General features: G+C 31.7%; 19 protein-coding genes and 1 pseudogene. 17 read left to right on the plus strand and 3 right to left on the minus strand.

Translation table 11 applies throughout. The features are described 5' to 3' along the window. The 3 genes from FYJ33_RS15190 to FYJ33_RS15200 form a co-directional block, all read left to right on the plus strand. On the plus strand, window positions 1-219 hold a 219-nt coding region (locus FYJ33_RS15190), incomplete at its 5' end, for an IS30 family transposase (RefSeq protein WP_206046727.1). Window positions 220-370: 151 nt separating this feature from the next. After that, entirely contained in the window at window positions 371-934 is a 564-nt protein-coding gene (locus tag FYJ33_RS15195; RefSeq protein ID WP_154532698.1) for a putative ABC transporter permease, read from the plus strand. A 73-nt stretch (window positions 935-1,007) separates the two neighbouring features. Further along, on the plus strand, window positions 1,008-1,349 hold the full coding sequence (locus FYJ33_RS15200; protein ID WP_154532700.1) for a hypothetical protein: 342 nt from the start codon (window positions 1,008-1,010) through the stop codon (window positions 1,347-1,349). A gap of 120 nt (window positions 1,350-1,469) precedes the next feature. On the opposite strand, the gene FYJ33_RS15205 is transcribed toward FYJ33_RS15200, so the two are convergent. Then, window positions 1,470-1,637: a hypothetical protein gene (locus tag FYJ33_RS15205; RefSeq protein ID WP_154532702.1), complete on the minus strand. Its 168-nt coding sequence runs from the start codon at window positions 1,635-1,637 to the stop codon at window positions 1,470-1,472. A 176-nt stretch (window positions 1,638-1,813) separates the two neighbouring features. Between FYJ33_RS15205 and feoB the strand changes: the two genes are divergently transcribed. Together feoB and FYJ33_RS15215 are read left to right on the plus strand one after the other, a co-directional pair. Next, window positions 1,814-4,165, plus strand: a complete 2,352-nt coding sequence (gene feoB, locus FYJ33_RS15210) for a ferrous iron transport protein B (protein ID WP_328598718.1) — start codon at window positions 1,814-1,816, stop codon at window positions 4,163-4,165. Window positions 4,166-4,168: 3 nt separating this feature from the next. Then, the gene (locus tag FYJ33_RS15215) at window positions 4,169-4,336 is read left to right on the plus strand and encodes a FeoB-associated Cys-rich membrane protein (RefSeq protein ID WP_154532706.1); all 168 of its coding nucleotides are present in this window, start codon (window positions 4,169-4,171) and stop codon (window positions 4,334-4,336) included. A 59-nt stretch (window positions 4,337-4,395) separates the two neighbouring features. Here the strand turns inward: FYJ33_RS15215 and FYJ33_RS17080 are convergent, their stop codons facing one another. Continuing rightward, window positions 4,396-4,665: a peptidoglycan-binding domain-containing protein gene (locus FYJ33_RS17080; RefSeq protein WP_407928918.1), complete on the minus strand. Its 270-nt coding sequence runs from the start codon at window positions 4,663-4,665 to the stop codon at window positions 4,396-4,398. 97 nt (window positions 4,666-4,762) lie between these two features. Here FYJ33_RS17080 and FYJ33_RS15225 point away from each other — a divergent pair, with 97 nt between their 5' ends. The 12 genes and pseudogenes from FYJ33_RS15225 (at window position 4,763) to FYJ33_RS17160 (ending at window position 15,130) form a co-directional block, all read left to right on the plus strand. Beyond that, complete coding sequence (locus FYJ33_RS15225) at window positions 4,763-4,939, plus strand: hypothetical protein (protein ID WP_154532708.1); 177 nt, start codon at window positions 4,763-4,765, stop codon at window positions 4,937-4,939. Between the two features lie 96 nt (window positions 4,940-5,035). Continuing rightward, complete coding sequence (locus tag FYJ33_RS15230; RefSeq protein WP_154532710.1) at window positions 5,036-6,415, plus strand: hypothetical protein; 1,380 nt, start codon at window positions 5,036-5,038, stop codon at window positions 6,413-6,415. A 177-nt stretch (window positions 6,416-6,592) separates the two neighbouring features. Next, window positions 6,593-7,609 carry a LacI family DNA-binding transcriptional regulator gene (locus tag FYJ33_RS15235; protein ID WP_154532712.1) on the plus strand — a complete coding sequence of 339 codons (1,017 nt, stop codon included), beginning with the start codon at window positions 6,593-6,595 and terminating at the stop codon, window positions 7,607-7,609. A gap of 166 nt (window positions 7,610-7,775) precedes the next feature. After that, complete coding sequence (locus tag FYJ33_RS15240) at window positions 7,776-9,431, plus strand: glycoside hydrolase family 13 protein (RefSeq protein WP_154532714.1); 1,656 nt, start codon at window positions 7,776-7,778, stop codon at window positions 9,429-9,431. A 74-nt stretch (window positions 9,432-9,505) separates the two neighbouring features. After that, on the plus strand, window positions 9,506-11,161 hold the full coding sequence (locus tag FYJ33_RS15245; protein ID WP_154532716.1) for a PTS transporter subunit IIBC: 1,656 nt from the start codon (window positions 9,506-9,508) through the stop codon (window positions 11,159-11,161). 3 nt (window positions 11,162-11,164) lie between these two features. After that, window positions 11,165-11,959, plus strand: coding sequence for an endonuclease/exonuclease/phosphatase family protein (locus FYJ33_RS15250; protein WP_154532718.1), 795 nt, complete (start codon window positions 11,165-11,167; stop codon window positions 11,957-11,959). A gap of 76 nt (window positions 11,960-12,035) precedes the next feature. Further along, window positions 12,036-12,977: an ROK family glucokinase gene (locus tag FYJ33_RS15255; protein WP_154532720.1), complete on the plus strand. Its 942-nt coding sequence runs from the start codon at window positions 12,036-12,038 to the stop codon at window positions 12,975-12,977. A 200-nt stretch (window positions 12,978-13,177) separates the two neighbouring features. After that, on the plus strand, window positions 13,178-13,360 hold the full coding sequence (locus FYJ33_RS15260; protein ID WP_154532722.1) for a ferredoxin: 183 nt from the start codon (window positions 13,178-13,180) through the stop codon (window positions 13,358-13,360). A gap of 24 nt (window positions 13,361-13,384) precedes the next feature. Further along, window positions 13,385-13,558 (plus strand): (2Fe-2S)-binding protein, encoded by a 174-nt coding sequence (locus tag FYJ33_RS15265; RefSeq protein ID WP_154532724.1) that lies wholly within the window; start codon window positions 13,385-13,387, stop codon window positions 13,556-13,558. Window positions 13,559-13,718: 160 nt separating this feature from the next. After that, window positions 13,719-14,000 carry a response regulator gene (locus tag FYJ33_RS15270; RefSeq protein WP_154532726.1) on the plus strand — a complete coding sequence of 94 codons (282 nt, stop codon included), beginning with the start codon at window positions 13,719-13,721 and terminating at the stop codon, window positions 13,998-14,000. After that, a complete protein-coding gene (locus FYJ33_RS15275) occupies window positions 14,000-14,161 on the plus strand; it encodes a hypothetical protein (RefSeq protein ID WP_154532728.1) in 162 nt (53 codons plus the stop codon). Before FYJ33_RS15270 ends, FYJ33_RS15275 begins: the two co-directional genes overlap by 1 nt. Next, window positions 14,137-15,130, plus strand: a pseudogene (locus FYJ33_RS17160) (DDE-type integrase/transposase/recombinase). The gene FYJ33_RS15275 and the pseudogene FYJ33_RS17160 overlap by 25 nt, the downstream one beginning before the upstream one ends. Before the next feature lie 187 nt (window positions 15,131-15,317). On the opposite strand, the gene FYJ33_RS15285 reads toward FYJ33_RS17160, so the two are convergent. Continuing rightward, window positions 15,318-17,081, minus strand: a complete 1,764-nt coding sequence (locus tag FYJ33_RS15285; protein WP_154532730.1) for a methyl-accepting chemotaxis protein — start codon at window positions 17,079-17,081, stop codon at window positions 15,318-15,320. Window positions 17,082-17,587: the final 506 nt, after the last annotated feature.

Below are 17,587 nucleotides of genomic sequence, written 5' to 3' on the forward strand. Positions count from 1 at the left end.
TACACACATCCTTATTCATCATTTGAAAAAGGCACAAATGAGCGTCATAATGGGCTAATACGTCGATTTATCCCCAAGGGAAAGCGTATATCTGATTATACTGTTGATAACATAGGGTTTATTGAAGAATGGATGAACACTCTTCCACGTAAAATCTTAGACTACCGAACTCCAGAGGAGCTTTTTGAAAAGTACCTCGATGAGATCTATGCAGCTTAAAAATTCAAGGGTTCAAATGGAAAAATAAAATTAGTTCAATTTGTTATTGCAATTTATCATTATTTATATAGGAATTATTTGGACTATTTATAATAAATTTAATACAAAGACAGATTATTATAGCTAAAAAATCAATTAGGGGGAAATTAATATGTTGGAAAAAATTGAATATAATGATTATAAACTTAAATCTGATATGAAGACTACAACTATGACATTCCTGTTGATTTTTACTTTTGGAGGCATTTTCGGTTTCGTGTATGAAGAGCTGTTTTATAGAATTGATCTGGGCTATTTCGTAAAACGTGGCACAACGATGGGACCATGGATTCCGATTTATGGTTATGGTTCGATTCTAATTACAGTAGCGACATGCAGGCTTAGAAAAAAGCCTTTGATGGTATTCCTTACTGGCGGTTTAGTAAGTGGATTGCTTGAATATTTAACAGGATACTACCTCTATTCTGTAGCTGGTATCAGGCTTTGGGATTACAATAAGGAGATTTTAAATTGGGGAAATATTGACGGATTTATATGTTTAAGATCTGTTCTGTTCTTCGCTTTATCAAGTCTTATCTTGATATATATTTTAATTCCATTTATACAGCATCTAAAGGACAGGCTGTCAAAAAGGACTTTTGGTATAATGAGTTTAGGAATAGGATTGCTATTTTTTGCAGATGTAGTGGCAGCAGATATTCTTCATCTTTATTAAGACTTGCAGTTTTTGAGTATATATTTTACGTAAGATTAGATTGAAGGTAGATTTGAGGAGGACAGAGTATATTATGTGGACAATTATTTTTTTATTAATAATAGCATCCATGGTATCAGGACTTATTTATCTTGTCAGCAGGGTGTATAAAACTAATTTCATAGAAAAAACATCAAAAGGTAAAAAGTCACTGAGGATTCTTATAAGTATATTACTAGTTATAGCAGTTTTTGCAGCAGTATGGTTTGCTATGGGCAACATGAATGCAATAGTCTGTCTGATTCATCTTGTAGTATTCTGGATTTTATTCCATGAAACCTGGGCTTTTTGCACTACATTAAAAAGTTTGGCAGCCTTTGATGATTTTAATTCCATCTTTGCAAAGCATGATAAAAACGCAGTAAAAATCATTTAGTGCACTGGCACTTTTTTTAATGTAAAGGAAATTGCATTAAAAAACATAATTTTTTAATGATATAAAGTGTTGTAAATAAAGGGTTTACACGTTTGTGTAAAAGAATGGTAGAATGCAATTTCACCCTTTTTTATAAGAAGAGTTATAGCGATAGACAACTACCTTCATCTTTTCAGCAATAAAATAAGCTGCTGGAGTAAACATGCATGATAATAGAGCAAGTCGCCAGTCATAAATAAACATTATCACAAGATATGAAATAAGTAGTATTATTTTAAACTTTTTCATATATTATTATTAAGTTATTTGTAGATTAATCAATTATTGAAAATGATTTCTTAAGCTATATGATAACTAAATGTAGTTGACAATCAATATCAATTAAAGTACAATCATAATCAGTGAAAGATAAGTAGTATGATGAATGCTGTATAATATTTTAAATCTAAGGAGTATAAATAATGATTACTTTAAAAGAATTAGAAATAGGTAAAACTGCAAGGATTTCTTCAGTAGGCGGCGAAGGAGCCCTTCGTCAACATTTCCTTGATATGGGGGTTATACCGGGGGCAGAAATTACTATGGTAAAATATGCGCCAATGGGAGATCCGATGCAGTTTCAAATACATGGATATGAACTGACATTGCGTGTTGCTGATGCAGAAAAGATACAGGCAGAAGTGATAAAAGAAGCAACTGTAAAAAAGAAGGTAAACAAAGAAAAATCAGATTTTATTGACCATCCAGGATTAGGTGAGGGTGGTAAGTATCATGTAAAAGCAGATGAAAATCCTGTTCCAGATGATGAAAAGCTGACATTTGCATTAGCAGGTAATCAGAATTGTGGTAAAACAACATTATTTAATCAGCTTACAGGATCTAATCAGCATGTTGGAAATTTTCCAGGAGTAACTGTTGATAGAAAAGATGGTGTAATTAAAGGGCACAGCAATACTTTAATTACAGATCTACCTGGAATTTATTCTATGTCACCATATACTAGCGAAGAGATTGTTACAAGAGAGTTTATATTAGAAAATCATCCTAAAGCTATCATTAATATAGTAGATGCAACTAATATTGAAAGAAATCTGTATTTAACTATGCAGCTTATGGAACTTGATGTACCAATGGTCTTAGCACTTAATATGATGGATGAAGTAAGAGAAAACAATGGTTCTGTTTTAGTTAATAAAATGGAAGAAATGCTTGGCATACCAGTTATACCAATATCAGCAGCTAAAGGTGAAGGTATTGGTGAATTAGTAGATCATGCTATTCATATTGCAAAGTATCAGGAACGTCCAGGCAGACATGATTTCTGCAGCAAGGATGATAAAGGCGGAGCAGTGCATAGATGTATTCATGGAATTATGCATCTAATATCAGATCATGCAGAAAACACTGGTATTCCAGAACGTTTTGCAGCAAGCAAGCTGGCAGAAGGAGATAAGCTGATTTTAAAGAAGCTTAAATTAAGTAAAAATGAAGAGGACATGCTTGAACATATTATTATCGAAATGGAAGAAGAAAGTGGTCTTGATCGTGCAGCTGCCATGGCTGATATGAGATTTAGCTTTATCGAAAAAGTATGTGATGCAACTGTTATTAAACCAAAAGAAAGCAAAGAACATGCTAGAAGTATAAAAATAGATAAGATATTAACAGGAAAGTATACAGCTATTCCATCATTTATAGCAATAATGGCACTTGTATTCTGGCTGACATTTGATGTTATTGGTGCAGTTATGCAGGGATGGCTTGAATTGGGTATTGAATATCTGACAAATGCCACAGATGCCTTTTTTACATCTATAAGTGTAAATGAAGTTATACATTCACTTGTTATTGATGGAATATTCACTGGTGTTGGAAGTGTATTAAGCTTCTTACCAATAATCGTTACTTTGTTTTTCTTCTTATCATTACTAGAAGACAGTGGATATATGGCAAGAGTAGCTTTTGTTATGGACAAGCTTCTTAGAAAGATAGGATTGTCAGGAAGAAGTATTGTGCCAATGCTTATTGGTTTTGGATGTACTGTACCAGGAGTTATGGCAAGTAGAACTTTGCCATCTGAAAGAGATAGAAAGATGACAATTTTAATGACACCATTTATGAGTTGTTCTGCTAAACTTCCAATATACGCATTTTTTACAGCTGCATTCTTCCCAAGACATGGTGCATTTATCATGGTAGCTTTATATTTCATTGGTATCTTAGTTGGTATCATAATGGCATTATTAATGAAAAACACTGCTTTTAAAGGAGAACCAGTACCATTTGTAATGGAACTTCCTAATTATCGTATGCCAGGAGCTAAAAATGTTATGCAGCTTTTATGGGACAAGGCAAAGGATTTTTTACAAAGAGCATTTTCAGTAATATTTATAGCATCAATAGTAATTTGGTTCTTACAGACATTTAACTTACATATGAATGTCGTAAAAGATTCAAAAGATAGTATTCTTGCAGTTTTAGCAGGCAGAATATCACCAATATTCAAACCTTTAGGATTCGGAGACTGGAGAATTTCAACTGCACTTTTAACTGGATTTATGGCAAAGGAAAGTGTTGTATCTACATTGACAGTATTATTTGGTACTGGAAGCATTACAGGTATAATTACACCACTTGCTGCAGTAAGCCTTTTAATATTCAGTCTGCTTTATACACCTTGTGTAGCGGCCATTGCTTCTATAAGAAGAGAGCTTGGTACTAGATGGGCAGCATATATTGTAGTTGTACAATGTGCTATAGCCTGGGGATGTGCATTTATAGTGAAAATTGTGGGAACATTAATAGGAGCGGTATAAATTATGAATATACAGAGTATTTTAATTCTTATTATCATAGCAGTTATATCTGTAATAGTTCTTGTGAAAATGTATAAGAATGGCGGGACTTCATGCGGTGGAAGCTGTAGTTCATGTAATATGAATTGTGAAAAAAGAGATTATGCCTTAAAGATTAAAGATAAAGAATAATATGAAGCTCATGCAACTACTATAGTGGCATGAGCTTTTTTTATATGGGAATAATATAATTACCAGTTTTCTTTAATAAGTGCTAACGCTTTTTCAATTGTATGAGGACCAAATTTATAGTCAACATTCAGTCCTAATTCTTTTTGAAGTTCTCCAATATATTTAGTAGTTTTAGGACCGCAGATTCCATCTATTTTATCAAATGAATAGCCTAATGCTTGTAATATATATTGAAGTTGTTTGATTTTTTTACTATCACCATTTAGATAATCATTAGCAATTTTTACAGGGTCAAATCTTGACTCAGTATAAGCTTTAGTATAGGGTATACTTTACGTGATTCTGTGTTATGATATGGGTAATTCATAGTGATTATCCTCCTTGTTATTTTGGTTTCGCAACTTAATTATAACACGGGTAATCACTATGGATTTTTTATTGGTTCAATTTGATTATACAATTAGTCATGTAAATAAAGATAATGGGTTTGATGAAAAAGATTTAGGAGAATATATAGAATTTTATATGGAAAATCAGTATGTATGCAGATGGTGTATTGCAAAAATGGAAAGAAACAGTTTTAACAGCTGTTTCTTTTTGTGATTAAAAGCTGCCTCAGTAATTATCACCCTTAAGGGTTAAGCAAAATATTATAATAGCAGGAAGCGAAAGTGAGTATTATTTTTGGAGGAAAAATAAATGGTTAACTTAGGCGTTCTGCATTATATTTATGCAGCTATGACAATAATCATAGTCATAACTTTACTTAAGAAGAAAGAGATTGTTTTCCCTTGTATAGTGGGTATATTTTTACTGGGTATAGCAAGTTCAGGTAGTATCATGAAGGGAATTCAAATATTATATAATTCGCTGATGGCTTCGGGAATAGAGCTATTTACAATTATTGTCGTTATAGCACTAGTAGTATCTATGTCAAAGTCGCTTACAGCTATTGGAGCAGACGAAGTAATGATACGACCGATAAAGAAAATAGTTAAAAGCAGTAAGGCAGCATATTTTGTTTTAGGACTCGTAATGTTTGTGACTTCCTGGTTTATATGGCCGTCACCAGCTGTTGCACTTGTTGGAGCAATCATGCTGCCAGTTGCAATTGAAGTTGGTCTGCCAGCAATATGGGCAGCAGTTGCCATGAATCTTTTCGGACACGGTTTTGCTTTTTCAGGTGATTTTGTAATTCAGGGAGCACCGCAGATAACATCTAAGTCAGCAGGAATTGCAGTTACAGAAATGATGTCTGGAAAAGCACTTATACTATGGGTGGTTATGGGATGTACAGTTATACTTGTATCATTCATAATGCTACTTAGGGAAATGAGAAAGGAACCATCAAATTTTGTAGCTGATAGGACAATGAATCAAATTAGTAAACAAAAAATAAAAACTACTAAATTCACTTATTTTATAGCAGTATTTACACCAGCAGTTTTTATAGTCGATGTAGTATTAATGGTTAAATTTAATATAATCGGAGGAGATGCAACTGCATTAATTGGAGGAACTGCTATTCTTATAATGTGCCTTATAACAATATGTACTAAAAAGGTAAGCGAGGCATTTGAAAATGTAACGGAAAATATAAGACACGGATTTATTTTTTCAATAAAGATTTTTGCACCAGTTATAGTAATTGCAGCATTTTTCTTTATGGGAAATGGAGAGTTTGCACAAAAAGTTTTGTCTCCTAATGCACCAAGCATACTGACTGATTTAGGTATGGCTCTATCACAGAAAATATCAATGTCTAGAGCATCAGTAGGAATTATTCAGACAATAGTTGCTACAATTACAGGACTTGATGGCTCAGGATTCTCAGGGTTGCCTCTTGCTGGTTCACTTGCTAAGACTTTTGCAGTAGCAGGCGGATTTAATACAAGTGTAATAGCTTCTTTGGGACAAATCATTACTATGTATGTAGGTGGTGGTACTATTATTCCATGGGGAGTTATACCGGTAGCAGCTATATGCAATGTTAAAGCAGCAGATCTCGCAAGAAAAAATCTTATACCTGTTGCAATAGGAATTGCAGTAACTACTATTATAGCAATTATGATAATGTAATTAATGAAGAACTAAGATAAGAGATTGAGATGAAACTCTACAGAGTGAGTTTCAAGATAGTGTGGGGGGGACAAATCTCCCCTTAAAAACCTCTTAAATCTAGAATTTCAATATCATTATATGTTACAATATTCATAAAAGATATTGTTTACATTTCGTGAGGAAAGGAGTCCATTTATGAAAATAACAATTAATGATGTTGCAAAGGCAGCTGGTGTATCAAAAGCTACTGTCTCTAGAGTGCTTTCAAATAGTGAACGCATAAGTGATGATACAAAAAGGAAAGTAAATGATGTAATAAAAAATATGGGTTATATACCTAATGCAACAGCTAGAAATCTTGCAAAAAATTCTACGAAAACTATTGGAATTGTTATACCAATGGATGCAGGAAGTTATTTTTATAATGATTTTTATATTAAGTTAATGCAGGGGATTAGTTCTCTGGCTCAAAAAAAAGGATATTATATAATGTATGCGTTTGGAAATGACAAAGACGAAGATAAAGTCATAAAAGATTTATGTTCTAAAGGTGTGGTTGATGGAATTATAATGCTGAAGACTGAGCAGGATGATAAAACAATAAATTATCTTGCTGATAGGAAGTTCCCTTTTGTAGTTATAGGAAAACCTCTAGAAGATAATAATGTTTTATGGGTGGATAATGATAACTTTAAAATTGCATATGATTTAGTTTGCGAATTAATTAAAAATGGACATAAGAAAATATGTTTTATAGGTGCACAGGAAAAATGGATGGTTTATCAAGAAAGAATAAAAGGATATAAAAAGGCTCTTGAAGATAATAACATTCAGTATGATACTAATCTTGTATACTGTGGTGAGGAGTTTTCTGATGAAACAGGATTAGCTGGAATTAAAGAAGTTTTATCAAAAAGTGATCCTACTGCAGTAATTGCAATTGATGATCTTGTGGCAGTGGGAATAAATAAGTATTTTAATATGAACAGCATTAGAGATAAAGCACTTATCGGATTTAATAATACTATGCTTGCCAATTACCAGGCTCCATCAATAAGTTCGGTGGAAATATATGGAGATAAGCTTGGATATTATGCTGCTGAATTATTAGTTAATCATCTTGAGAAAATTGATGATGCTTCAAACTATAAAATAATAGATTCAAAAATAATATATAGGCAGACATATAATTCAATAATAAAAAGACAATAAAAAAAAAACAGAAAACGGTTGCGGATAATGTTTACATATGATACAATATAGTCACAGGATACCTTAAGTGTTTTTACAACTTTATGAAACCGGTTAACCAAAGCACATACAGGACCTGATATTTTTTACACTATTGTTAAACCGGTTGCACAAAGGAGACAAAATAATGAATTGGAAGAGAAACGCAGTAGCATATCAAATTTATCCTAGAAGTTTTAAGGACTCAAATGGTGATGGTATTGGAGATTTAAATGGTATTATTTCAAAGCTTGATTACCTAAAAGATTTAGGAATTGATGTTATTTGGATATGTCCTATATATAAATCACCAAATGATGACAATGGTTATGACATAAGTGATTATCATGATATTATGGAGGATTTCGGAACTATTGAAGATTTTGAAAACCTTTTAACTGAAGTGCATAAAAGAGACATGAAGCTTATAATGGATTTAGTTTTAAATCATACATCTGATGAACATCCATGGTTTATTGAATCAAAATCATCAAAGGATAATCCTAAGAGAGACTGGTACATATGGAGGAAGGGGAAGGATAATAATCCGCCTAATAACTGGGAAAGTATCTTTGGAGGTTCAGCTTGGGAATATGATGAAAATACAGATGAATATTTCATGCACTTGTTTAGCAGAAGACAGCCTGATTTAAACTGGGAAAATAAAGATGTCAGACAAGCTCTTTATACTACTGTAAACTGGTGGATTGAAAAAGGTATTGATGGTTTCAGAATTGATGCAATAAGTCATATAAAAAAAGAACCAGGGCTTAAAGATATGCCTAATCCACAGAATCTTGAGTTTGTACCAAGTTTTGATAAGCATATGAATGTTGATGGTATTCATGAACTTCTTGATGAATTTAATCAAAACACATTTGCTGGTCATGATTTATTAACAGTAGGTGAAGCAAATGGTGTAAGTTCAGATGAAGCAGAATTATGGACAGGAAATGAAAACGGAAAATTTGATATGATCTTTCAATTTGAACACTTAAGTTTGTGGGATGATAGTGATGATAGCTCATTACATATTCCAGCACTTAAGAAAGCCTTAAGCAAATGGCAGGATGCATTATATCAAAAGGGATGGAATGCATTATTTATTGAAAATCATGATATTGTAAGAGTTAATTCAAGATGGGGAAATGACAAAGAATATTGGAAAGAAAGTTCGAAGTCATTAGCTATGATGTATTTCTTGCAGCAGGGAACACCTTTTATATATCAGGGTCAAGAAATTGGGATGACAAATATAAAATATGAAGATATAAACTGCTATAATGATGTAGCTACTCACAATAGATATAAAAACAATGTGAATAAAGGTATGAATAAGCAGAAAGCATTGGAGCATGAATGGACTGTATCAAGAGACAATGCTAGAACACCAATGCAATGGGATGGTTCATTAAATGCTGGATTCACATCAGGTGATCCATGGATTGGAGTAAATCCTAATTCAAAAGATATTAATGTGGAAAGTCAGATTAATGACGAAGATTCTATATTGAATTTTTATAAATCGCTTATAAAAATAAGAAAACAATATAGAACATTCATTGATGGAAAGTATGAACTTGTTCTTCCAGATCATAAACAGATTTATGCATATACTCGTCAAGATGAGAACGATACAATGCTTATTATATGTAATTTGACAAAGGATGAAGCTGTTTTTGAATCAGAGTACATATTAAATAATCAAGATCTATTATTGTCTAATTATAATGATCATAATAACATTGATGAAAGAACATATAAATTAAGACCATATGAAGCAAGGCTTTATAAGATAAAGTAATTTAAACTTAGAAAAAAGAAATTAAAGAACATGACTAGAATTTGAATCTAAAAGTAAAGAAAAGGGGAATAATTATGAAAACAAAAGCTGATAAAAAAGGAATTTTTTCATTTGATTTTTGGCAAAAGTTTGGTAAAGCACTTTTAGTAGTTATAGCTGTTATGCCAGCAGCAGGTTTAATGATTTCTATAGGTAAACTGATTGGTATGAATTTTGATGCACCATTCATGCAGTCAGTTGCAAGAATTATGGATAGTATAGGATGGGCTGTAATAGGGAATATGCATATCTTATTTGCAGTTGCAATTGGTGGTTCATGGGCAAAAGAACGTGCAGGTGGTGCATTTGCAGCATTAATTTCATTTATCTTAATTAATCGTATTACAGGAGCAATTTTTGGTGTTAGCGAAGCAATGTTATCTGATAAGACAGCAGTAGTTAATAACTTTTTTGGACAAGCAATGACTGTTCCAGATTATTTCGTATCAATACTTGGTGCTCCGGCGTTAAATATGGGTGTGTTCGTTGGAATAATTGCAGGTTTCCTTGGTGCATGCTTATACAATAAGTACTACAATTTCGATAAGCTGCCATCAGCACTGGCATTCTTTAATGGTAAACGTTTTGTTCCGTTTGTTGTTATCATCGGATCAACTATAATTTCTTTAGTACTTTCAGTTATATGGCCATTTTTACAAACAGCTCTTAATAGTTTTGGACAGTGGATTGCGACATCACAAAATACAGCACCAGTTTTTGCACCATTTGTATTTGGTACTTTGGAAAGACTTCTATTACCATTTGGACTTCATCATATGCTTACTGTTCCAATAAACTATACTGAACTGGGTGGAACATATCAAATATTAACTGGTGCAGCAGCAGGAACTACTGTAGCAGGACAAGATCCACTATGGTTAGCTTGGATAACAGACTTAAACAATTTAAAGGCAGCAGGAGATATGACTGCTTACAATCATCTTTTAACTACAGTAACACCAGCTCGTTTTAAAATGGGACAAGTTCTATTATCATTTGGAACACTACTTGGTATATCACTTGCAATGTATAAGAATGTAGATAAAGATAAGAAATCAAAATACAAATCAATGTTTTTATCAGCAGCTTTAGCATCATTCTTAACTGGAGTTTCTGAACCAATAGAATTCTTATTCATGTTTGTTTCACCAGTTTTATATGGAGTTTACGCTGTATTAGCTGGAATTGGATTTGCTTTTGCTGATATAATAAATTTAAGAGTACACGCATTTGGATTTATAGAATTTATAACTCGTACACCAATGATGGTTAAGGCAGGAATAACAGCTGATTTAGTTTACTTTGTATTATTATGTGTTGTTTTCTTTGTAGTAAGTTACTTTATGTTCAGTTTCCTAATAAAGAAATTCAATATAGCAACTCCTGGACGTAAAGGAAATTATATAGACGATGAAAATGGTGACAACAAAAAAGATGAAAAAGTTTCTGAAGATAAGCAAGCTGAATTAATTATTAATCTTCTTGGTGGAAAAGAAAATATAGTTGATGTTGATGCATGCATGACTAGATTACGTGTTACAGTTAAAGATACATCAGTAGTTGGTACTGAAGATGAATGGAAAATGACAGGAGCTATAGGATTAATTCTTAAAGATAAAGGTGTACAGGCTATTTATGGACCAAAAGCCGATGTTATTAAGTCAAAAGTTCAGGATACATTAGGAGTGTAGATTATGAAATTATTAACATTAAATTGTCATTCATGGCGAGAAGAAAATCAGCTGGATAAAATAAAGTATTTAGCAAAGATTATTCATGAAAATCAATATGATGTAATAGCATTACAGGAAGTAAGCCAGCATATTGAAAGCAGCTTTGTAAATGATAAAATTAGGACTGACAATTTTGTATATGTTTTGCTGAGTGAGTTAAGAGCAATAGGTGATAGTAAGTATGATTATGTCTGGGATTTTGCACATCTTGGATATGATGTGTATGAAGAAGGAGTAAGCATAATTACAAAGCATCCAATCATTAACAAAGAAAGTTTTTATGTTAGTAGATCTTCTAGTAAACATTTTTGGAAATCGAGAAAACTTGTAAAAACTACAATTAGTATTGATGGAAAAGAAGCAGATTTCATCAGCTGCCATCTTGGATGGTGGAAGGATGAAGAAGAACCTTTTGATGAGCAGGTTGATAAGTTACTTGAGAAGATAAATAAAGATAGAACAACTTTCCTTATGGGAGATTTCAATAATAATGCAAGCGTAAGGGAACAGGGATATGACTATTTATTGTCTAAGGGTATGTTTGATACGTATGATATGGCTGATGACAGAGACGAAGGGATTACTGTCAAAGGAGATATTGATGGATGGGAAGAAAATGAAGAAAAGTTAAGATTAGATCTTATTCTATGTACTAAAAAGATTAAAGTTAAAAGTTCAAAAGTAATTTTTAATGAAAAAAATAAAAAAATTATCTCAGATCACTATGGTTTAGAGGTAATAGTTCAAAAAATATAGTACAATAGTATATGGAGTTTTCATTGTAATTTATAAAGTGGAAATTTAACCTTAAAAAAACGGGGAGGTTGTACAAATGGAAAAATACGCTGTAGGTGTAGATATAGGTGGAACTACTGTTAAAATCGGATTATTCACTATTGAAGGAAAGGTTTTAAGTAAGTGGGAGATAGAGACTAGAAAAGAATCTAACGGGAAGTATATATTAAGTGACATTGCTAAGTCTTTAGATGAAGAATTTGCTAAACAACATATAGAAAAAGATGAAGTTAAAAGTATTGGAGTAGGAGTTCCAGGACCAGTTACTGAAGATGGAAAAGTATTAGGCTGTGTTAATATTGGCTGGGATGTCTTTAATATTGAAGAAGCTTTAACTAAAGAAACAGGAATATGCGTAAAAGCAGGTAATGATGCTAATGTGGCTGCCTTAGGAGAATTATGGCAAGGCGGTGGTAAAGGCTGTAGTAATATGGTCATGGTTACATTAGGAACTGGTGTCGGTGGCGGCATTATAGTTAATGGAAAGATCATTGCCGGTACTAATGGTGCTGCAGGTGAAATTGGACATATCACTGTATGTAAAGATGAAAAAGAAGCATGCAACTGTGGTAAACATGGCTGTCTTGAACAATATACTTCAGCAACAGGAATCGTTAGATTAGCAGTTAATGCACTTAAAACAACAGATAAAGAATCAGGTTTAAGAAAATTTGATGTTATTACTGCAAAGGACGTTTTTGATTTAGCAAAGAGTGGTGATCAATTAGCACTTGAAATAGTTGATCATTTTGCAGATACTTTAGGTTCAGCACTTGCACAGATTTCATGTGTAGTTGACCCAGAGATAATTGTTATCGGCGGTGGCGTATCTAAAGCAGGAGAGATCATCACTGATAATGTAAAGAAATACTATCAGAAAAATGCTTTTCATGCTTCAAGAAACACTGAATTCAGACTAGCGCTTCTTGGTAATGATGCAGGAATATATGGTGCAGCTAAATTAGGAATAGATAAGTAAAATAATTTAAATCAAAACTGGAGTGGTGAATTAGATGCCACTCCAGTTTTGATTTTTAAGCTCTATCGTGATTATAAGCATTGATAATAAATTATTTATAAAAATATATTGACAGGTAATAATAATTATTATTTAATAGTTATTATAGAGATGTAAATTGTATTTTTACAAACAAAAGATGAATTTCGGAGGAATATAAAATGAAAGCATTTGTTGATGAAAATACATGTATATGCTGTGGATTATGTGAAGGAATCTGCGGTGAAGTCTTTAATATTGATGAAGGATATGCAGTTGCAGGAGAAGTAGGAGCAGAACATGAAGAACTAGTTAGAGAAGCATGTGATAGCTGTCCTGTAGAAGCTATCTCAATTGAAGAATAGTCAAAAGATAAGGAGAACACAAATATGTCACACGTATGTTTATGCAGAAAGATAACTGCTGAAAAGATAGAGGAAGCAGTTAAAAATGGAGCTAAAACTTTCTTAGAAGTTAAAGATGCAACTGGCGCTGGTGCAGGCGGATGCGGCGGCGGAAGATGCAGAAATAAGATCGAAGAAATAATAGAAAATAATAAGTAATAAAAAAGGCTGTATCAGAATTAATCTGGTGCAGCTTTTTATATTGAAATTAAATAGGATAATTTATTATCAAACACGCTATATGGTAAAATGATGTAGTTATTACAGCCTATACATGTTATATTTATAAGTAGGAAAAGGGATATTATGGGGTGATTAAATGGCGAAAATAATGCTCGTGGAAGATGATGAAAAGCTTAGAAACAATATTTACAGTTTTCTAAAGTGTAAGGGATATGACGTTTACGATGACATGGATTTTAAAGATGTCATTGCTTATTTTGATAAAGTAAATCCTGATATTGTGCTGCTTGATGTGAATCTGCCATATGATGACGGCTTTTATATATGCAGCGCTCTAAGAAGAAAGTCTCATGTGCCTGTGATTTTTATATCAGCAAGAAGCAGGGATATAGATTCTTTCTGTTCATTACTTCCATAATGGGCATCCTGTTCTTCATAGCATCAGCTTCTGTATTATTCTTCAATCAGTATATTGAACTGGATGAAGTGAGAGCTCAGTTTAAGAAGCTGTACAAGATTGGAATTGTGAAGAAGGAAGCAAAAAAGATGATATCATTTATGTTTCAGATATCATTATAACTTATTTACTAATATATAATCAATATTTAATTAAAATTATTTATCAACTTATAGGATTTATTGCTCAACATATTCCACTTAAGCAAATGCAATTTGATGATTCAAACAGTCCTAAATATCAAAAGTTTAAAGTAGATAAACTGCCTATAATCAAGCATTTTGAGCAGGTTGATTACAAACTGCTTTTAGCGTATTACAAGCATAAATATAATAAAATTATCAAGCCCGTCCAAAGACGTAACGGTAAAACTATATCCCACAAAATTGTCTGTCCTAAATGTGGTGCAAATCATGAATATATTTATGATAACAACGGCTGTAAAGGCCAATATCAATGTAAAGTTTGTGGCACTACATTTAAAGAGTCTAATTTTGTTACTAAGCCATTAGTTTTTAAATGTCCATACTGTGGCTCGACGCTTACGGAACGTAAGGAACGAAAACACTTTAAAATACATAAGTGCACTAATGACAAATGTTTCTATTATCTTGCAAATTTAAAGAAACTCGATAAAAATATAAGCCATGCTGAAAAATCAAAATATAAGCTTCGCTATATTTATAGAGAATTTACTCTGCCGATGAAACCTATATCAAAGTCAAAGGTATTAAGCACTATGTGTGGATTGTAATGGATGCTTGTAAGAAATCTATTCTTGGATATCAAGTATCGGACACACGTGCCGTAGGTCCGTGTATTCTTGCTATGCGTATGGCTTTTGACAAGTTTAAAAACTTTCCTAACAAAACTCTTAAGTTCATTGCTGATGGCTATAGTGCGTATCCACTTGCAAAACAGCAATTTGAATTAGAAGAAGAGAAAATCTTCGACTTAACTCACGTCACTGGAAGCCTTTAAATGAGCTTAAAGAGTTAGAGTTTGCCGAAAACATGCCTGCTAAATGGCAGATACTCATTAGCTTAGGTCAACAGACAATCCTTCAAATGCAAGAATCAAATGTTTCCTGATAAATAATCAAATCAAATATTGTTTGAAATTTTTGCCTCCGATAGCGAAGGCCTATTTGCTATATTCAATTTTAAAAATCAAATGAAAGATTAAGTTCATACAATATTTTATGTTTTTATTCTACAAAAAAGAGACTGAACAGTTTTATGTTTTTACACAAAACTATTCAGACTCAATTAATTAATTTTATTTTTCTTCTTCAGTGTTTTCTGTTTCATCTACATTTTTTGCATCACGAAACTTATTTACTTCATCGATTAAATCTGTTTGTACTTCTACACTAATATCCATATCATTTTGTATACCTAATACTGTATTTACTAAATCAGTAGTAGTTTTAGCTGTGTCTTCAACACCCATACTACTTTCATTAATTGACTTTGTAATAACTGAAATAGATTCAGTTATATCATTTATTAATTCATTAAGCTCATTTGAATTACTTACAAACTTCTGTAATACTTCAGTGAATTTTTCAGCATCTTCTTCATACTGAGCACCAATTACAACATTTGATTCGTAATCTGATAAAACTGTACCATTAATAAAGTTAAGCATATCCGAAACATCTTTTGCTAAATCAACAACAGCTTTATTAATTATAGCACTGATTTCTTGTATATTATTTGTAGTGCTTTCACTTACAGCCGCTAAATTACTAATTTCTGTAGCAACAACTGCAAATCCCTTTCCAGCTTCCCCTGCTCTAGCAGCTTCAATTGATGCATTTAAAGCAAGTAAATTAGTCTGAGATGTGATATTCAGAATTTCATTAGAAAGTTCATCTATTAATTCTACCTTTTTCACGTTTTCTAATGAAATATTTAAAGATTTATTTATCTCTTTTACCATATTAGATATATTGTCTTTTTGCTTTGCAGATCCAGCTTTAAACTCTTCTGAATTTTTTCTAATTACTTCAGCAAGTTCAGTTCCCTGCTTTGTATCGTTATTAATTTGTTTAGTAAATTCATAAGCATTATGAACTCTTGAGTTTATGTCATTAGTTGATAATGTTATATTCTCCATATTTGCTGCTAATTGTTCCATAGTAGCAGAAGTAGTAGTTATACTATCATTAGCTTCAAGTATCTTTGAGGCTACATTTTTATTTGCTTCTTTTAAAGATAAAGAAGAATTTTTAACTTTTGCAACTACATGTTCTAAAGTCTCCATAAATCCATTAATAGCTTTAACTAAAGAACCAACTTCATCATCACTCCTAACTTCTAATCTTAATGATAAGTCACCTTGTCTATTATTTATATCATCAATTAAATTATTTAATTTATGATTTGCATCATTAACAGGATTTATTACTTTCTTTGTAATATATCTAAAACATATAACTGCAGCAATTAAGAATACTACAAATGATATTACAGAAACAACAAGTATTCCTGTAATAAGACCTTCCTGAGTTTTAATGACACTGTTAATATTATTTTTACTGTTATCAAATAATATTCCCCATACGTCATCCATTTCATCATCTAGTTCTTCAACATCTTTTGTCATAACAGTAAATGCTTCACCTTGTTTACCTTCTTTACATAAAGCTACTACCTTATTTGAAAGTTCAGCATACTTATTAAATACTTCTTTATATTTATCAAAACTTTCAATATATTTTTCATCAGTACTTTGTTTCTTTAAAGTATCTATAGATTCATTTATTTCTTTGATCTTTTTTTCAATTTTACCAGCAGTTTTTTCCTTCATCTTGTCGTCATTAGCTGCTATATGTGAATAAAGATTTTTTTGTAGATTCTCATAATTTGAATCAATGTCATTAAGTATTAATAAGTTTTTCATATATACTTCATTAATCTGTTTAGTTAATACATTTGCTTTTCTTATTCCATTAACATTAGCAACAGCATATACAGAAAAAATCACAGCTAAAAGTATAATTACAGCACATACTTTTACTTTTAATTTTTTAAACATATAAATTCCTCCACCCTTTTTTCTTTTATTAATAATTAAATTAACTTTTGCTTTTAATTATTAGACAATATATTATTTTTTTTCGACGCTTTTAATGAAAATCTTAATATTTTTTATAAGTTTTTTGCTTTATATGAAATTTAATTCGTGCGATTTTAAAAATAATTTAGATTTTAAAATTTAAAATTTTGGAAGAAACTCCAGAGAAAATTAGGAATGAAGAAAGCAGAATGAAGAATTAAGGATGAAACCAGGATTAGTGAGTAAACAGTAAATAATAAGTACCTGTACAAAAAAATAAAGCTGCCATCTGGCAGCTTTTATCGGTTAGTCTTTCTACATTCTTCCGGTAATTTTTCTGACCATGGAAGAAGATCATTGGAGCTAGAATATAAATAGTACAAGTTAAAAGTGGATATTTCTCAAAAAGAGTTATAATAAAAATATGATGAATTGGAGGAATTGAAATGAGTAAACAGTATGATAAGGAATTTAAGGAAAATGCA

This window comes from Inconstantimicrobium porci (assembly GCF_009696465.1).
GTDB classification, from domain to species: Bacteria; Bacillota; Clostridia; order Clostridiales; family Clostridiaceae; genus Inconstantimicrobium; species Inconstantimicrobium porci.

Bases quoted from the DNA above. Each gene is read 5' to 3' on its own strand.
- FYJ33_RS15195 (WP_154532698.1), top strand. From the start codon at position 371: ATGTTGGAAAAAATTGAATATAATGATTATAAACTTAAATCTGATATG.
- FYJ33_RS15200 (WP_154532700.1), top strand. From the start codon at position 1,008: ATGTGGACAATTATTTTTTTATTAATAATAGCATCCATGGTATCAGGA.
- FYJ33_RS15205 (WP_154532702.1), bottom strand. From the start codon at position 1,637: ATGAAAAAGTTTAAAATAATACTACTTATTTCATATCTTGTGATAATG.
- FYJ33_RS15215 (WP_154532706.1), top strand. From the start codon at position 4,169: ATGAATATACAGAGTATTTTAATTCTTATTATCATAGCAGTTATATCT.
- FYJ33_RS15225 (WP_154532708.1), top strand. From the start codon at position 4,763: ATGGATTTTTTATTGGTTCAATTTGATTATACAATTAGTCATGTAAAT.
- FYJ33_RS15230 (WP_154532710.1), top strand. From the start codon at position 5,036: ATGGTTAACTTAGGCGTTCTGCATTATATTTATGCAGCTATGACAATA.
- FYJ33_RS15235 (WP_154532712.1), top strand. From the start codon at position 6,593: ATGAAAATAACAATTAATGATGTTGCAAAGGCAGCTGGTGTATCAAAA.
- FYJ33_RS15240 (WP_154532714.1), top strand. From the start codon at position 7,776: ATGAATTGGAAGAGAAACGCAGTAGCATATCAAATTTATCCTAGAAGT.
- FYJ33_RS15245 (WP_154532716.1), top strand. From the start codon at position 9,506: ATGAAAACAAAAGCTGATAAAAAAGGAATTTTTTCATTTGATTTTTGG.
- FYJ33_RS15250 (WP_154532718.1), top strand. From the start codon at position 11,165: ATGAAATTATTAACATTAAATTGTCATTCATGGCGAGAAGAAAATCAG.
- FYJ33_RS15255 (WP_154532720.1), top strand. From the start codon at position 12,036: ATGGAAAAATACGCTGTAGGTGTAGATATAGGTGGAACTACTGTTAAA.
- FYJ33_RS15260 (WP_154532722.1), top strand. From the start codon at position 13,178: ATGAAAGCATTTGTTGATGAAAATACATGTATATGCTGTGGATTATGT.
- FYJ33_RS15265 (WP_154532724.1), top strand. From the start codon at position 13,385: ATGTCACACGTATGTTTATGCAGAAAGATAACTGCTGAAAAGATAGAG.
- FYJ33_RS15270 (WP_154532726.1), top strand. From the start codon at position 13,719: ATGGCGAAAATAATGCTCGTGGAAGATGATGAAAAGCTTAGAAACAAT.
- FYJ33_RS15275 (WP_154532728.1), top strand. From the start codon at position 14,000: ATGGGCATCCTGTTCTTCATAGCATCAGCTTCTGTATTATTCTTCAAT.
- FYJ33_RS15285 (WP_154532730.1), bottom strand. From the start codon at position 17,081: ATGTTTAAAAAATTAAAAGTAAAAGTATGTGCTGTAATTATACTTTTA.